General features: G+C 42.1%; 14 protein-coding genes. 11 read left to right on the forward strand and 3 right to left on the reverse strand.

Annotated elements, in window-relative coordinates; translation table 11 throughout:
• Positions 1 to 24: 24 nt before the first annotated feature.
• Positions 25 to 309 carry a hypothetical protein gene (locus AC2IOM_RS08265; protein ID WP_010561697.1) on the reverse strand — a complete coding sequence of 95 codons (285 nt, stop codon included), beginning with the start codon at positions 307 to 309 and terminating at the stop codon, positions 25 to 27.
• 524 nt (positions 310 to 833) lie between these two features.
• The gene (locus AC2IOM_RS08270; RefSeq protein ID WP_010561696.1) at positions 834 to 1,205 is read right to left on the reverse strand and encodes a PilZ domain-containing protein; all 372 of its coding nucleotides are present in this window, start codon (positions 1,203 to 1,205) and stop codon (positions 834 to 836) included.
• A gap of 124 nt (positions 1,206 to 1,329) precedes the next feature.
• Here AC2IOM_RS08270 and AC2IOM_RS08275 point away from each other — a divergent pair, with 124 nt between their 5' ends.
• Together AC2IOM_RS08275 and AC2IOM_RS08280 are read left to right on the forward strand one after the other, a co-directional pair.
• The gene (locus tag AC2IOM_RS08275; protein WP_010561695.1) at positions 1,330 to 1,905 is read left to right on the forward strand and encodes a hypothetical protein; all 576 of its coding nucleotides are present in this window, start codon (positions 1,330 to 1,332) and stop codon (positions 1,903 to 1,905) included.
• Positions 1,906 to 1,911: 6 nt separating this feature from the next.
• Positions 1,912 to 2,994, forward strand: a complete 1,083-nt coding sequence (locus tag AC2IOM_RS08280) for a rhomboid family intramembrane serine protease (protein WP_010561694.1) — start codon at positions 1,912 to 1,914, stop codon at positions 2,992 to 2,994.
• Positions 2,995 to 3,055: 61 nt separating this feature from the next.
• On the opposite strand, the gene ettA is transcribed toward AC2IOM_RS08280, so the two are convergent.
• Positions 3,056 to 4,729: an energy-dependent translational throttle protein EttA gene (gene ettA, locus AC2IOM_RS08285; RefSeq protein WP_040641993.1), complete on the reverse strand. Its 1,674-nt coding sequence runs from the start codon at positions 4,727 to 4,729 to the stop codon at positions 3,056 to 3,058.
• Positions 4,730 to 4,924: 195 nt separating this feature from the next.
• Between ettA and AC2IOM_RS08290 the strand changes: the two genes are divergently transcribed.
• The 9 genes from AC2IOM_RS08290 (at position 4,925) to thiL (ending at position 14,002) form a co-directional block, all read left to right on the forward strand.
• Positions 4,925 to 7,102, forward strand: a complete 2,178-nt coding sequence (locus tag AC2IOM_RS08290; protein ID WP_486358086.1) for a patatin-like phospholipase family protein — start codon at positions 4,925 to 4,927, stop codon at positions 7,100 to 7,102.
• A gap of 199 nt (positions 7,103 to 7,301) precedes the next feature.
• The gene (gene glyA, locus AC2IOM_RS08295; RefSeq protein ID WP_010561692.1) at positions 7,302 to 8,558 is read left to right on the forward strand and encodes a serine hydroxymethyltransferase; all 1,257 of its coding nucleotides are present in this window, start codon (positions 7,302 to 7,304) and stop codon (positions 8,556 to 8,558) included.
• Positions 8,559 to 8,628: 70 nt separating this feature from the next.
• Positions 8,629 to 9,078, forward strand: coding sequence for a transcriptional regulator NrdR (nrdR, locus tag AC2IOM_RS08300; protein ID WP_010561691.1), 450 nt, complete (start codon positions 8,629 to 8,631; stop codon positions 9,076 to 9,078).
• 4 nt (positions 9,079 to 9,082) lie between these two features.
• Complete coding sequence (gene ribD / locus AC2IOM_RS08305) at positions 9,083 to 10,204, forward strand: bifunctional diaminohydroxyphosphoribosylaminopyrimidine deaminase/5-amino-6-(5-phosphoribosylamino)uracil reductase RibD (protein ID WP_486358087.1); 1,122 nt, start codon at positions 9,083 to 9,085, stop codon at positions 10,202 to 10,204.
• A 1-nt stretch (position 10,205) separates the two neighbouring features.
• Entirely contained in the window at positions 10,206 to 10,865 is a 660-nt protein-coding gene (locus tag AC2IOM_RS08310; protein ID WP_486358088.1) for a riboflavin synthase, read from the forward strand.
• Positions 10,866 to 10,889: 24 nt separating this feature from the next.
• Positions 10,890 to 12,002, forward strand: coding sequence for a bifunctional 3,4-dihydroxy-2-butanone-4-phosphate synthase/GTP cyclohydrolase II (gene ribBA, locus AC2IOM_RS08315; protein WP_010561688.1), 1,113 nt, complete (start codon positions 10,890 to 10,892; stop codon positions 12,000 to 12,002).
• 109 nt (positions 12,003 to 12,111) lie between these two features.
• Positions 12,112 to 12,576, forward strand: a complete 465-nt coding sequence (gene ribH, locus AC2IOM_RS08320; protein WP_010561687.1) for a 6,7-dimethyl-8-ribityllumazine synthase — start codon at positions 12,112 to 12,114, stop codon at positions 12,574 to 12,576.
• Between the two features lie 9 nt (positions 12,577 to 12,585).
• Entirely contained in the window at positions 12,586 to 12,999 is a 414-nt protein-coding gene (gene nusB / locus AC2IOM_RS08325) for a transcription antitermination factor NusB (RefSeq protein WP_010561686.1), read from the forward strand.
• A 34-nt stretch (positions 13,000 to 13,033) separates the two neighbouring features.
• Entirely contained in the window at positions 13,034 to 14,002 is a 969-nt protein-coding gene (gene thiL, locus AC2IOM_RS08330; RefSeq protein WP_054980019.1) for a thiamine-phosphate kinase, read from the forward strand.
• Positions 14,003 to 14,007: the final 5 nt, after the last annotated feature.

A 14,007-nucleotide genomic window follows, 5' to 3' on the forward strand; every position in this document is an offset into this window, starting at 1 on the left:
ATAGCGCTAAATGGCGCTATTTTTTTATTGTGGCTTATCTTGTGAGAGTTTGAACGGGGAGAACAATAAGACGGGCACTAAAATCAATGTGTGAATTGATAACCAAGCAAGGGTTCCTTCATATACGCCCAACGCTGTAACTGCTGTAAATAAGGCTAGTGCAGACGATACGACCGCCAGCAACCAATAAAGACCAATCGGGCTATTGCTATCAAAGCGAATACTTTCAGCGCATTGGTTACTTTTGAAATAGCACGACATTGCAATAATTACCGTAATAAATGAAAAAGCAATCAAAATAACTTCCATGGTTTTTCCCTGCTAGGTTTACATGTTGGTAAGATTATACTGCGCAGAATTGCAAGTCAATAAAAATGATAATGATTATCAATTAATTTAATCGTAAATGTATAAGCGCCAATAATCATAAAGTCTTTTGTCTTTTAAGGCGTATAGTTTAGTGAGTGTAGTGGCAACGCTGCCAAACTCTCAACACGCCACATTTTTAATGAAAATAATGATTCAATATTTGCAGGGTTAACGCGTGTATAAGGCTGCGTTTTTTAACAGGTAACAATGGCGATAGAAGTTGTACTGGCTGCGAAAGGTGTTAAATCTATACAGTCGCAATAAAAATAAAAGTTGTATTGGCTATATTTGATGACGAGAAGATACACAAAGGGGAAACTAGCAATGCTAAAAATGACTTGCGCGAATGAGCTTCAAGATCACAATAAATAGAAAACGCGCTTTAGCGCGCGCTGGTGACCTCAAACCGAGGTGATTTTAAACACATTACTTGCAGCTAACTTATGCTGCGATATTGAAACCGTCTAATCGTTTAACACCGATAAATGCTCAAGCTCACGATAAAGCTCTTCTTCATCTCCCATATTGAGTTCGATAAGGCGTTTTAAATGCGTCACACTGTCAATTTCAATTTGCTCACAGCGTAGCCCCAATTGGTCACTTTCAACATGTGCCAGCGACACCAACATCTCAATCGCAATATCACTGTTAGAAAGTTGAAACACTAGTTTGGCGTGATGCGAAAGATCGCACGCAGTAGGCCAGTTATCAGGCTTATTTAAAAGTGCACCTTTAAGCGATAAATCAAGGATTTCAGCGTTATACTCTACGCCCATAAAAGTTAATTTTGCAGGCGTGCGGTAAATAATACGAGTGAAATGTCGTCTTTCTTGCATTAGGAGCGCTCCTTATCGTCATCTTTAAAGCATAGCCGATTAACAAAAAATATTAAATATTTTCATGCTGATATGTTTAAATAGCGGGCGCCACTTATGGAATTTATTTTTAAAGGGAAAAACAATGCCAGAACACGCTGAAAAACAAAAGATTGATCACGGTGAATTGAAAAAAACCGGATTTTGGTTAAATCAGGCGTTTATGATTGTATCGACAATTGTTGGTGTATATTTAGCTGCACAAAGCGGTCTTGAACAAGCGCTAAAATTCGATACGTTAAGCAAAATGGAAGATAACTATTATCTGCGCATGTCGTTATACGATGAATTAGATGACGCGGTTAAAGAAATTGAAACGTACGCAAAAGTCCTCGCCAAAAGCCCGCCAAAAGTAGTGATTACAGAGCAGCGCCCAATGCTCGACAAATACGTTTGGCAAACCATGAAGTACAATCCCACTACCTTGGAAACGCCGAGTGAAATTCTTTCTGAAGTGCGTCGCTTTTATGGTAAGGCTGACCGCACTATTGATCAGGTAGGTCGCTGGGCCATTGGTTCACGCCATGCATCAAAATTATTGTTAGAACAAACGGAATATTTTAAAAATGGCCCGCTGTTAAAACTTAAAGACAGTGCTGATGAGCTAAAACGCTTGTTAGCGAAAGAAGATATTCAAATTGGCGTATTAAAAGGAGAATAATGAGCCATGACCAAACGTTGTCCAAAGTGCGTTAATGTAGCACTAGAAGTTACCCATTATTGCGGTGAAGAAATTGATGTTTGCCGTCAGTGCGGCGGTTTGTGGTTTGAGAAAAACCAAGTTAATCGCATGATTGAAGAGATTAATGACGGCCCGATTGGCGAATGTTATAGCCATCACTTTGGTGAGCCTCAAGGTAGCACAGAATTAAACTGCCCTGATTGCGGCAGCCATTTAGAAGCGGTGCACTTATTAAAAGATTATCAAACTGAACTGGATATTTGTCGTAAGTGTGATGGTAGCTGGATTGATAAAGACGAACTTACGTCAGTGGAGAACAGTCCTGAGTTACGCGGTGCACTTGATGAACTAAATAAAAAAGTATCTTGGAAAACTTACTTATTCCAATTTTTAACGCAAATGCCAGTGGAATATAACTTAAAAACCAAGTCAAAACCTTGGGTAAACTGGTCTTTAATTGCGATTAACATTCTGATTTTCTGTGCGTATTTCTTTAATATCGAGAGCTTTGGTTTTGTATTAGAAAACTTTGCACTAAGACCTGCAGATGTTAACAACGGCCAAGAGATTTGGACTTTATTAACGTGCGTCTTTTTACATGGCTCTGTGATGCATTTAGTGGGTAACATGTATTTCTTATACATTATTGGCGATAACTTAGAAGATGCGCTCGGCCATAAAAAATACCTTATGTATTATTTAATATGCGGCATAGGTGCATCGCTGTTTAGCTTAGTTATGTCACAAGACCCGAATATTCCATCAGTTGGCGCCAGTGGTGCAATTGCAGGATTATTTGGCATGTACTTAATGTGGTTTAGACACGCCAGCTTAACCTTTATGTTTGTTATTTATCAAAAGAAACTGAGTGCGGTTTGGTTCTTTGCGATTTGGATAGCAATTAATATTTTCGGTTTAATTGTATTACAAGATGGCGTTGATTATGGCGCGCACATCGGTGGTTTTGTTGTTGGTTTAGTGATTGGTTACTTCTTAAAAGAGAAAGTGCTTGCTGAAAACCCATTAATCAAACTGCTCAATCAGCCAGAAGCTGTGCTAAAACGTTAATAACGTTTATGCATTAAAAAGCCCGCAAAGTGCGGGCTTTTTTGTATTGTGTGAAAATCAATTAACCGATTTTCTTGTACTTAATACGCTTAGGTTGCGCAGCTTCTGCACCAAGCGTTTTCTTAAGCCATGCTTCGTATTCTGTGTAGTTACCTTCGAAGAAGTTAACTTGACCTTCATCACGGTAATCAAGAATATGCGTGGCAATACGGTCAAGGAACCAACGGTCGTGCGAGATACACATTACACAGCCTGGGAATTCTAAAATTGCATTCTCAAGGGCACGTAGTGTTTCAACGTCTAGGTCATTGGTAGGCTCATCGAGTAAGATCATGTTGCCGCCAGCTTTTAACAGCTTAGCTAGGTGAAGACGGTTACGCTCACCACCTGATAAGTCTTTCACGTATTTTTGCTGGTCGTTACCTTTGAAGTTGAAGCGCGATACATAAGCACGGCTAGCAATTTCAAAGTTACCAATTTTCAATACATCTTGGCCTTCAGATAACTCTTGGAATACGGTGTTTGAACCATCTAAATCGTCACGGAACTGATCAACTGTTGCAAGTTCAACGGTTTCACCAAGTTCAAATGAACCTGCATCTGGTGTTTCTTGACCGCCTAACATACGGAATAAGGTTGATTTACCAGCACCGTTAGCACCGATAATACCGACGATTGCACCTTTTGGTACTGAGAAGCTTAAATCATCAATTAGTACACGGTCGCCGTAGCCTTTTTTGATGTTGTTTACTTCTAGTACTTTATCACCTAGGCGAGGACCTGGTGGAATAAATAGCTCGTTGGTTTCGTTACGCTTTTGGTAATCAGAATGTTGTAGTTCTGAGAATTGGGCCATACGTGCTTTCGATTTAGCCTGGCGGCCTTTCGGGTTTGAACGTACCCACTCAAGTTCTTGCGCAATTGATTTCTGACGTGCTTTTTCCGCTTTTTCTTCTTGCTTCAAACGCGCATCTTTTTGCTCAAGCCATGACGAATAGTTACCTTCCCATGGAATACCTTCACCACGGTCAAGCTCTAAAATCCAACCTGCAACGTTATCTAGGAAATAACGGTCGTGGGTAATCGCCACAACAGTACCTTCGTAATCGTGTAAGAAACGCTCTAACCAAGCTACTGATTCAGCATCTAAGTGGTTGGTTGGTTCGTCGAGTAATAGCATGTCTGGCTTTTCAAGTAATAAACGACAAATCGCTACACGACGACGCTCACCACCTGAAAGTACTTTAATTGGCGTGTCCCACTCTGGTAAACGAAGCGCATCGGCAGCACGCTCTAGAGCATTATCTAGGTTGTGACCATCGTGCGCCTGAATAATTGCTTCAAGTTCACCTTGCTCTTTTGCCAATGCGTCAAAGTCCGCGCCGTCCATTGCGTATTCAGCGTAAACTTCGTCTAAACGTGCAAGGGCATTTGTTACTTCAGAAAGGGCTTCTTCAACTGTTTCACGTACTGTTTTGTTTTCGTCTAGTACAGGTTCCTGTGGTAGGTAACCAATTTTTGTATCAGGGAACGCGCGCGCTTCACCTTCAAACTCGGTATCAACACCCGCCATAATACGAAGCAAGGTAGATTTACCTGCACCGTTTAAACCAAGCACACCAATTTTTGCGCCAGGGAAAAATGAAAGCGAGATATCTTTTAAAATAGTACGCTTTGGCGGCACTACTTTACTTACACGATGCATCGTGTAGATAAACTTATCCGGTAAAGGCATGAATAATCCTATAGTGATTTTAATAATGTAATTGCTGCATATTGTAGTGTGATAAATGGGGGCATTCAATGTCGTAGTAGATTTAAAATGTCATTCTGTTAAGTTAAGGTAAAGTCACATAAAAATAATAGTAATTGCTTACCTATGCCTGCGCTTAATAAAACCTCTCTTTACCTTTTATTTTGTTCAATATTGATGAGTTTTGAACTGACTGCATCGAATCAGCCAAAAATAGGTTTAGTACTCGGTGGTGGCGGCGCCAAAGGCGGCGCGCACATTGGTGTGTTAAAGGTACTTGAAGCCAATAATGTAAAAATCGATTATATCGCCGGTACTAGCATTGGTGCTTATGTTGCAGGTATGTATGCCTTGGGATATTCAGCAAGTGAAATTGAAAAATTTATGCTTAATGAAGATTGGAACCAAGGTTATTCAGATGATATTCCAAGAGAAGTATTACGCTATCGCGATAAAGAGTTACGCGATAAATATAATCTACAGCTGAATTTTGGTATTCGTGACGGTGCATTGCGCTCATCTAAAGGTTTGCTTGTAGGGCAAAGTATGAGTCGTTTATTGCGAAACTCCACGCGTTCAGTGCATTTGTTTGATGATTTTGACCAGCTGGCAATCCCGTATCGCGCAATTGCTACCGATTTATCGACCAGTGAAGCCGTGGTAATTTCATCTGGTAGTATTGCTGAAGCAATGCAAGCTTCGGCTTCGGTACCGGGGGCTGTGCAGCCGACCGAAATTGATGGTCGCTTGCTGGTTGATGGTGGCATCGCCAATAATTTGCCGGTTGACGTAGTAAAAGAGATGGGCGCAGATATCGTTATAGCCGTAGATATAGGTGCATCACTTGCTCAGTCGAATGAGTTTACATCAACTATGGAAGTACTTGGCCAGCTTTCGACTATTTTGACCAATGCCTCAACACAATGGCAAAAACGTTTGCTAAGTGAAAAGGACATTTATATTCGCCCCGACATTGATGACTTAAGCACCACTGACTGGGCTGATCTAGAAGAGTCGTTAGTGCGCGGCCTTGCTGCTGCAAAAATCGCGGAACCAAAACTGCAAACCTTAGCTATTTCACCGAGTGAATTTGAGGCGTATCAAGTCGCTAAACGTGAGCGCAGCCAACTGTGGTTTCAGCCAATTTATAACCCAGTACTTGCGATTTCGTTGGATAATTTATCAGACGTTAATAATAAATTGATTCTCAAACACTTTTCGATTAACCCCGGAGACACTCCGTCAGAGCATGATGTGCAGCAGGCGGTAAATCGCGTTTATGCACTCAATGAATTTGAGCGTGTTGAAACTGAGTTTAAAGATACCGAGCAAGGGCGAGTGTTGGTATTAAAAACAATTGGTAAATCGTGGGGGCCAAATTATTTAGATTTTGGCGCTAATTATCAAAGTGACGTGACAGTAAACTCGGTGCTCTCAATTGATATGGCGTTTACGCGCGGCAATATTAATCGCTATGGAGGGCTTTGGCGCAATGAGATCTCGCTTGGTTTTGAAGAGTATATCGCGACCGAATTTTATCAACCACTAAACGCTGAAGATGACTATTATGCGAGTGCTCGCATTGCGTTTATCAAAGACAGATACAAGCTACAAACGGTAACGCAAGCGTACTTTGATTTAGAAAAGAATCACCTACGTGGTAATTTAGCGCTCGGTTACAACATTAATAATTTTTGGCGATTTGAGTTTGGCACAATACGTGATGTTGGCGAACTTGAACAAAAATCATTGATTAATGATAAATTTCCCTTTGATCAAACGGGTTTTTACAGCAGTTTGATGTATGACACCTTAGATAGCATTAGTTTTCCAACCCAAGGTAATCGACTACGTGTTTATTATGGGCGTTTTAAAGAGGCGTATGACGATCGCCTTGATCCAATCGACAGTCGCTATGCCAGTAAATACAAAATTGATTGGCGCGGCGCTTTTTCTATTCGCCACCACGGCTTAGTTGGCACAGCATCGTATACCAGTTATGAATCAGACGGTACATTTACCGTTAATACTGAGCGCTTGGGTGGCTTTTTAAATTTATCAGGTTATGGCAAAAACGTGTTAAACGGTCCTAAAAAAGCGTTTGGTGCAGTGATTTATCAATACGATTTAGGCCGCGATATGCTTAATATGACTAGCATGCCACTTTACCTTGGTGTGAGTGCTGAAGTAGGTAATGTGTGGGATATTCAACAAAGCGTCGATTTATCTGAGCTTATTTTTGCCAGCAGCTTGTTTGTTGGCACCGATACACGCTTTGGCCCAGCTGCATTTGGTTTTGGCGCAACCGACGATGGCGAATCCAGCTTTTTTGTATCATTAGGCAAACACTGGTAGTTGTATAATTAAATTTAATGAATGGTTTGTATTGTATTTTAAATATTTATATTTCGATTTAAAAATATCATTAAAAATACACTGTGAAAAATTTTCAATCCCTGTTTAAATAACTTCACATATACAAAGTAGGCAAGGGCGCTTTTTAAGCGTACAATACGCCCTTTATCCCACAACCATCTTCTATTTAGGAGTAACCATGTTAGAACGTAGCATGAATATCTCGGATTTTGATCCAGAACTATTTGGCGCAATGGAAAAAGAAAAGCAGCGTCAAGAAGAGCACATCGAACTTATCGCGTCTGAAAACTACTGTAGCCCGCGTGTACTTGAAGCACAAGGTTCTCAGTTAACTAACAAATACGCGGAAGGTTACCCTTACAAGCGTTACTACGGTGGTTGTGAGCACGTTGATGTTGTTGAGCAATTAGCAATTGATCGCGCTAACGAATTATTCGGTACAGATTACGCAAACGTGCAACCGCACGCAGGTTCACAAGCAAACGCGGCAGTATTCCAAGCGTTACTTCAGCCGGGCGACACTGTTTTAGGTATGAGCCTTGCACACGGCGGTCACCTAACTCACGGTTCACACGTAAACTTCTCAGGTAAAACGTACAACGCAGTTCAGTACGGCCTAAACGAAGAAACTGGCGAAATCGACTACGCACAAGTTGAAGCGCTAGCACTAGAGCATAAGCCTAAAATGATTATCGGTGGTTTCTCAGCATACTCAGGTATTGTTGATTGGGCTAAATTCCGTGAAATCGCAGACAAAGTAGGTGCTTACCTTCTAGTTGATATGGCACACGTTGCCGGCCTTGTTGCTGCAGGCGTTTACCCAAGCCCTGTACCATTTGCACACGTGGTTACGACAACAACACACAAAACATTAGCGGGTCCTCGTGGTGGTTTAATCGTGTCTAACTGTGGCGACGAAGAGATTTACAAAAAGTTAAACTCTGCGGTATTCCCAGGTGGTCAAGGTGGTCCTTTATGTCACGTAATCGCTGCTAAAGCGGTTGCATTTAAAGAAGCACTAGAGCCAGAGTTCAAAGCATACCAAACACAAGTTGTTAAGAATGCGCAAGCTATGGTTGAAGTATTCAAAGCACGTGGTTACGACGTTGTTTCTGGTAAAACAGACAACCACCTATTCTTACTTGATCTAATCAACAAAGATATCACAGGTAAAGATGCGGACGCAGCACTTGGTAATGCTTACATTACAGTTAACAAAAACTCAGTACCAAACGACCCACGTTCTCCGTTTGTAACGTCTGGTCTACGTATTGGTTCACCTGCTATCACGCGTCGTGGTTTTAAAGAAGCAGAAGCAAAAGAGTTAACTGGCTGGATCTGTGATGTGCTAGACAACATCGAAGACACAAAAGTACAAGATGAAGTACGTGAGAAAGTAAAAGCAATTTGTGCGAAACACCCTGTTTACGCATAATGTTTTCTCATTGTTAACATGATATGATAAGGCCGCTTTTTTGCGGCCTTTTTTCTTTCGAGAGTTGTTTATGCATTGTCCTTTTTGTACAGCCAATGACACCAAAGTTATCGATTCACGCTTAGTAGGTGGTGGTCATCAGGTTCGCCGTCGTCGCGAATGTAATGAATGTCACGAACGTTTTACTACCTTTGAAGGTGCTGAGCTTGTTATGCCACGTGTAATCAAGCAAGACGGCAGCCGAGAACCGTTTAATGAAGACAAACTTCGCAATGGTTTGCATCGTGCGCTAGAAAAGCGCCCTGTCAGTACAGAACAAGTAGAAGAAGTAGTACACCAAATTAAATCGCAATTGCGTGCAACAGGTGAGCGCGAAGTTGACAGTAAAACGGTCGGCGAATTTATTATGGAAGCGCTGAAAAAACTCGATAAAGTTGCTTACGTACGTTTTGCTTCTGTTTACCGTTCATTTGAAGACATTAAAGAATTTGGCGAAGAAATCGCACGCTTAGGTGAGTAATCAGATGCACAACAATCGCTTTTCTGAATGTGATCACAAATATATGGCGCGCGCCATCGAGCTTGCAAAACGCGGTCGATTTACCACCACGCCTAACCCCAACGTAGGTTGCGTTTTAGTTAAAGATAATCAAATCATCGGTGAAGGCTTTCATATTCAAGCGGGTGGCCCTCATGCCGAAGTGCATGCACTGAAAATGGCTGGCGATAACGCTAAAGGGGCAACCGCGTACGTCACGCTTGAGCCGTGTTCGCATTATGGCCGCACGCCGCCATGTGCTGAAGGCCTGATCAAAGCAGGCGTTAGCCGCGTTGTTGCTGCTATGGTTGATCCAAACCCAGAAGTCGCAGGTCGCGGTTTAAAAATGCTCGAAGATGCCGGAATCGAAACCGATTTTGGCTTATTAAACGATGAAGCCGAAGCACTCAATTTGGGCTTTTTAAAACGCATGCGCACCAACTTGCCTTATGTACGCTGTAAATTAGCGGCAAGCCTTGATGGCAAAACGGCACTTGAAAATGGTGAAAGTAAATGGATTACCAGTAGTGAATCGCGCCGCGCTGTGCAAGATTTACGGGCAGAAAGTTGTGCAGTACTGTCAGGGGCAGATACTGTTATTATCGATAATGCGAAATTAAATGTCCGTCCTGATGAATTGACAGATACTGATGCAAAACACAGTGCTCGCCAGCCAATCCGCGTGATTATTGATTCGCAAAACCGACTAACGCCGGATCTCGCGTTATTTCAGCAACCATCTAAAATAATTATTGCACGAACAACACTTGATAAATCGCATACTTGGCCGCATTTTGTTGAACAAGTAGTGGTTGAGCAAAACAATAGCAAAGTAGATTTACGCGCTTTATTGTCATTGTTAGCTGAGCGCGGCGTTAACTTAGTATTGTTGGAAGCGGGCGCAACCTTGGCAGGTAAAATGTTTGAACAACAGCTGGTCGATGAACTAGTGCTGTTTATGGCGCCTAAATTGATGGGGCACAGTAGTAAGAGCTTGATTAACTTGCCAACATTTACAACCATGTCTCAAGTCCCTGAACTTGAAATAAACACACTCAAGCAAGTTGGACAGGATATCTGTCTACATGCATTAGTAAAAAGAAATTAATATGTTTACAGGCATTATAGAAGCAACCGGAAACGTTGCGGCAATTGAAATGATTGCTGGCGACATGCGCGTTACCATTAACTCAGGCAAACTTGATTTGGCTGATGTTAAATTAGGCGACAGCATCGCAACCAATGGCGTATGTCTAACGGTTATTGCTTTAACAGGCCACGGCTATGTAGCCGATGTATCAAAAGAAACCCTATCGTTAACCAACTTTGAAAACTACCAAGTTGGGCAAACCGTTAACCTTGAAAAAGCGTTAATGCCACAATCGCGTTTAGGCGGTCATTTGGTTTCTGGGCATATAGACGGCATTGCAACCGTAACCCGTATTGAAGCCAATGCCCGTGCAACCGATTATTGGCTTTGTGCATCAGCGCAATTACTCAAGTATATTCCGTATAAAGGTTCGGTTTGCATTGATGGCATTAGCCTTACGGTAAACGAAATAAACGACAACGAATTTAAGCTAACTATTGTGCCGCACACCGCAGGCGAAACCACGATTAGTGGCTTTAAAGTAGGTAGCAAAGTGAATTTAGAAGTGGATCAGCTCGCACGCTATTTAGAGCGTTTAATGATGCCACAACAAGATGCAAAACCAACCAGTTCTCTCACTCATGAGCTTCTAGCGCAAGCTGGCTTTATGAATCGATAACCAGTCGCAAGCAAAGGTAACAAAATGGGCTTACACACTGCAGCAGAAATTATTGAAGATATCCGTCTAGGCAAAATGGTCATTCTGATGGATGACGAAGACCGTGAAAATGAAGGCGACTTAATTATGGCATCTGAGCACATCAGTGCCGATGCAATTAACTTTATGGCGACACATGGCCGTGGTTTGATTTGTTTAACGCTAACACAAGAGCGTTGCCAGCAACTTAACTTACCACTAATGGTAAGCAATAACGGCGCACAGTTTTCTACCAATTTTACGATGTCGATTGAAGCGGCAAAGGGTGTAACAACGGGTATTTCAGCAGCAGACCGTGCACGCACAGTACAAGCTGCTGTGGCAAAGGGTGCGGTACCTGAAGATATCGTACAGCCGGGTCACATTTTTCCAATTATGGCGCAACCGGGTGGTGTATTGACTCGAGCAGGACACACAGAAGCCGGTTGTGATTTAGCGCGTTTAGCAGGCTGCGAGCCATCTTCAGTGATCGTTGAAATACTCAATCCAGATGGCACCATGGCGCGCCGCCCAGACTTAGAAATTTTTGCTAAAGAGCACGGTTTAAAAATGGGTACCATTGCGGATTTAATTGAATACCGCAACTTAAATGAAGCGACTATTGAGCGTGTAGCAGAGTGTAAATTGCCAACTGAACACGGTGAGTTTGACCTAGTGACGTATAAAGACACAATTGACGGTCAACTTCATTACGCAATGAAAAAAGGTGACGTAAAAGAAGATGACGCAACCTTAGTACGTGTTCACTTACAAAGTACGTTTAACGATATTTTATTGTCAGATCGCGCATCCGATCGCAGTTGGACACTGTCAGGTGCGATGAAGTACATCGCTGAAAATAACGGTGTATTAGTTATTTTAGCGAAACACGAAAACCCAGAAGAACTTGAACACCTGTTTAAAGCGTTTGAAGCACAAGACAAAGGCGAAAGCCCGAGCGTGCGCAAGTTCCAAGGTACATCGCGCACCGTAGGTGTAGGTTCACAAATTTTGGCTGATTTAGGCATTCATAAAATGCGTTTAATGAGCATGCCGAAGAAGTACCATGCGATTTCAGGTTTTGGCTTAGAAGTAGTTGAATACGTTGAGCCGCAATAGGCTCAACCACAAGCCTAAAAATAAGCCTAAAAAAATTTAATTTAGTATGATAAAATCCGCGCCTTTGCGATTGCGCGATAAATGAATTAGCCAAAGAGAAGGGCATAAAATGAAAGTGATTGAAGGTAAATTAAACGCTCAAGGGAAAAAGTTTGCTATCGTTATTTCTCGCTTTAACGATTTCATTGGTAAAAGCTTACTTGATGGTGCAGTTGATACCTTAAAGCGTATTGGTGATGTAAATGACGACGATATTACCGTTGTTTATGTGCCGGGTGCTGTAGAGCTTCCTCTAGCAGCTAAGCGCATCGCAGCAAAGAAAGAATTTGATGCAATCATTTCACTTGGTGTGATTATTCGTGGTGGTACGCCGCACTTTGACTTAGTTGCTAATGAGTCAAACAAAGGCCTAGCAAGTGTATCGCTAGACTACGATATTCCTGTAGCGTTTGGTGTTTTAACAACTGAAAACATCGAGCAAGCAATTGAGCGTGCGGGCACCAAAATGGGCAACAAAGGTGGCGAAGCTGCTTTAGGTGCGCTAGAAATGGTTAACCTGTTAGAACAAATTTAAGGGTACTTAATGAAACCAGCAGCTAGACGTAAAGCCCGTAAACTGGCGTTACAAGCAATTTATTCATGGCAAGTAAGCGGTAATCCGGTTGCAGATATCGAACAACAAATGCTTGTTGAAAATGATGTAAGCAAAATTGATGTGGATTATTTTAAAGACTTAGCACGTGGTGTTGCAGTCAATCATAAGGCACTAGATGAAGCTGTTACGCCGCATTTAGATCGTCCTTTTGAAGAAATCGATTTAATCGAGAAAGCGATTTTGCGTCTGTCTTGTTATGAACTTAAGTTCCGCGAAGACGTACCTTATAAAGTTGCTATCAATGAAGGTATTGAGCTGGCAAAACTATTTGCTGCTGAAGATAGTCATAAGTTTGTGAATGGGGTGCTAGATAAGACCCAGAATCAGCTTAGAAAGAAATAATTGGAGAGCCGGCTTTAGGCCGGCTTTTTTGTGCATGCAAGAATTTGAATTAATCTCTCACTTTTTCAAAGGCCGCGGTGTCGCACGTAAAGATGTCTCATTGAGCATTGGCGATGATGCAGCACTGATAAACGTTCCTGAAAACTGTCAATTAGCCGTGACTACAGACACCCTTGTTGAAGGTGTTCACTTTTTTAAAGATATTGACCCAAAAGCACTGGGTTACAGAGCACTTGCGGTAAACTTAAGTGATTTAGCTGCAATGGGCGCAGAGCCTGCGTGGATTTCTGTGGCGCTTACGCTGCCAAACGCCGAGACAAAATGGCTTGAGCAGTTTACCCAAGGAATGCATGAAATTGCTGAGTACTATAATGTGCAAATTGTCGGTGGTGACACGACACAAGGTCCATTAACCATTAGTATTTGTGCCAAAGGTTTTGTGCCAAATGGCAGTGCGTTAACACGCAGTGGTGCAAAAAATGGTGATTGGGTGTTTGTTACGGGGTCTTTAGGTGATGCTGGGCTCGCAATTGATAGCAAGTATGGCAAAGTATCGCTTACTGAGCAGCAGTTTGCCAATGCCAATAAAGCGTTTGATTACCCAACGCCACAAGTGGCGGCAGGGCAAATGTTACGTGGCAAAGCAACCAGTTGTATTGATATTTCGGATGGTTTAATTGCCGATCTCGGCCATATTTGTCAGATGTCGGGCGTTGGCGCAAAATTGTTTGCTGAAAATATCCCACTGGCGGCAACAATAAAAGACGTATTGCCATTAGAGTCAGCGCTTAATTATGCCTTAACCTATGGTGATGAATATCAGCTCCTATTCACGTTACCGGAAGAACGTCGTACCACAGTTGAAATGACGCTCAAACAGTACGGCGTTGCTCTGTCGTGTATCGGTCAAATCAATAATAATGTTGGTAAGGTTGAATTGACGCTTGAAGGTAAACCGTTAACATTAACGCAATGTGGCTTTGAGCACTTTAATGCAGAATAATCGGA

This window comes from Pseudoalteromonas sp. NS-SX12 (genome assembly GCF_057367955.1).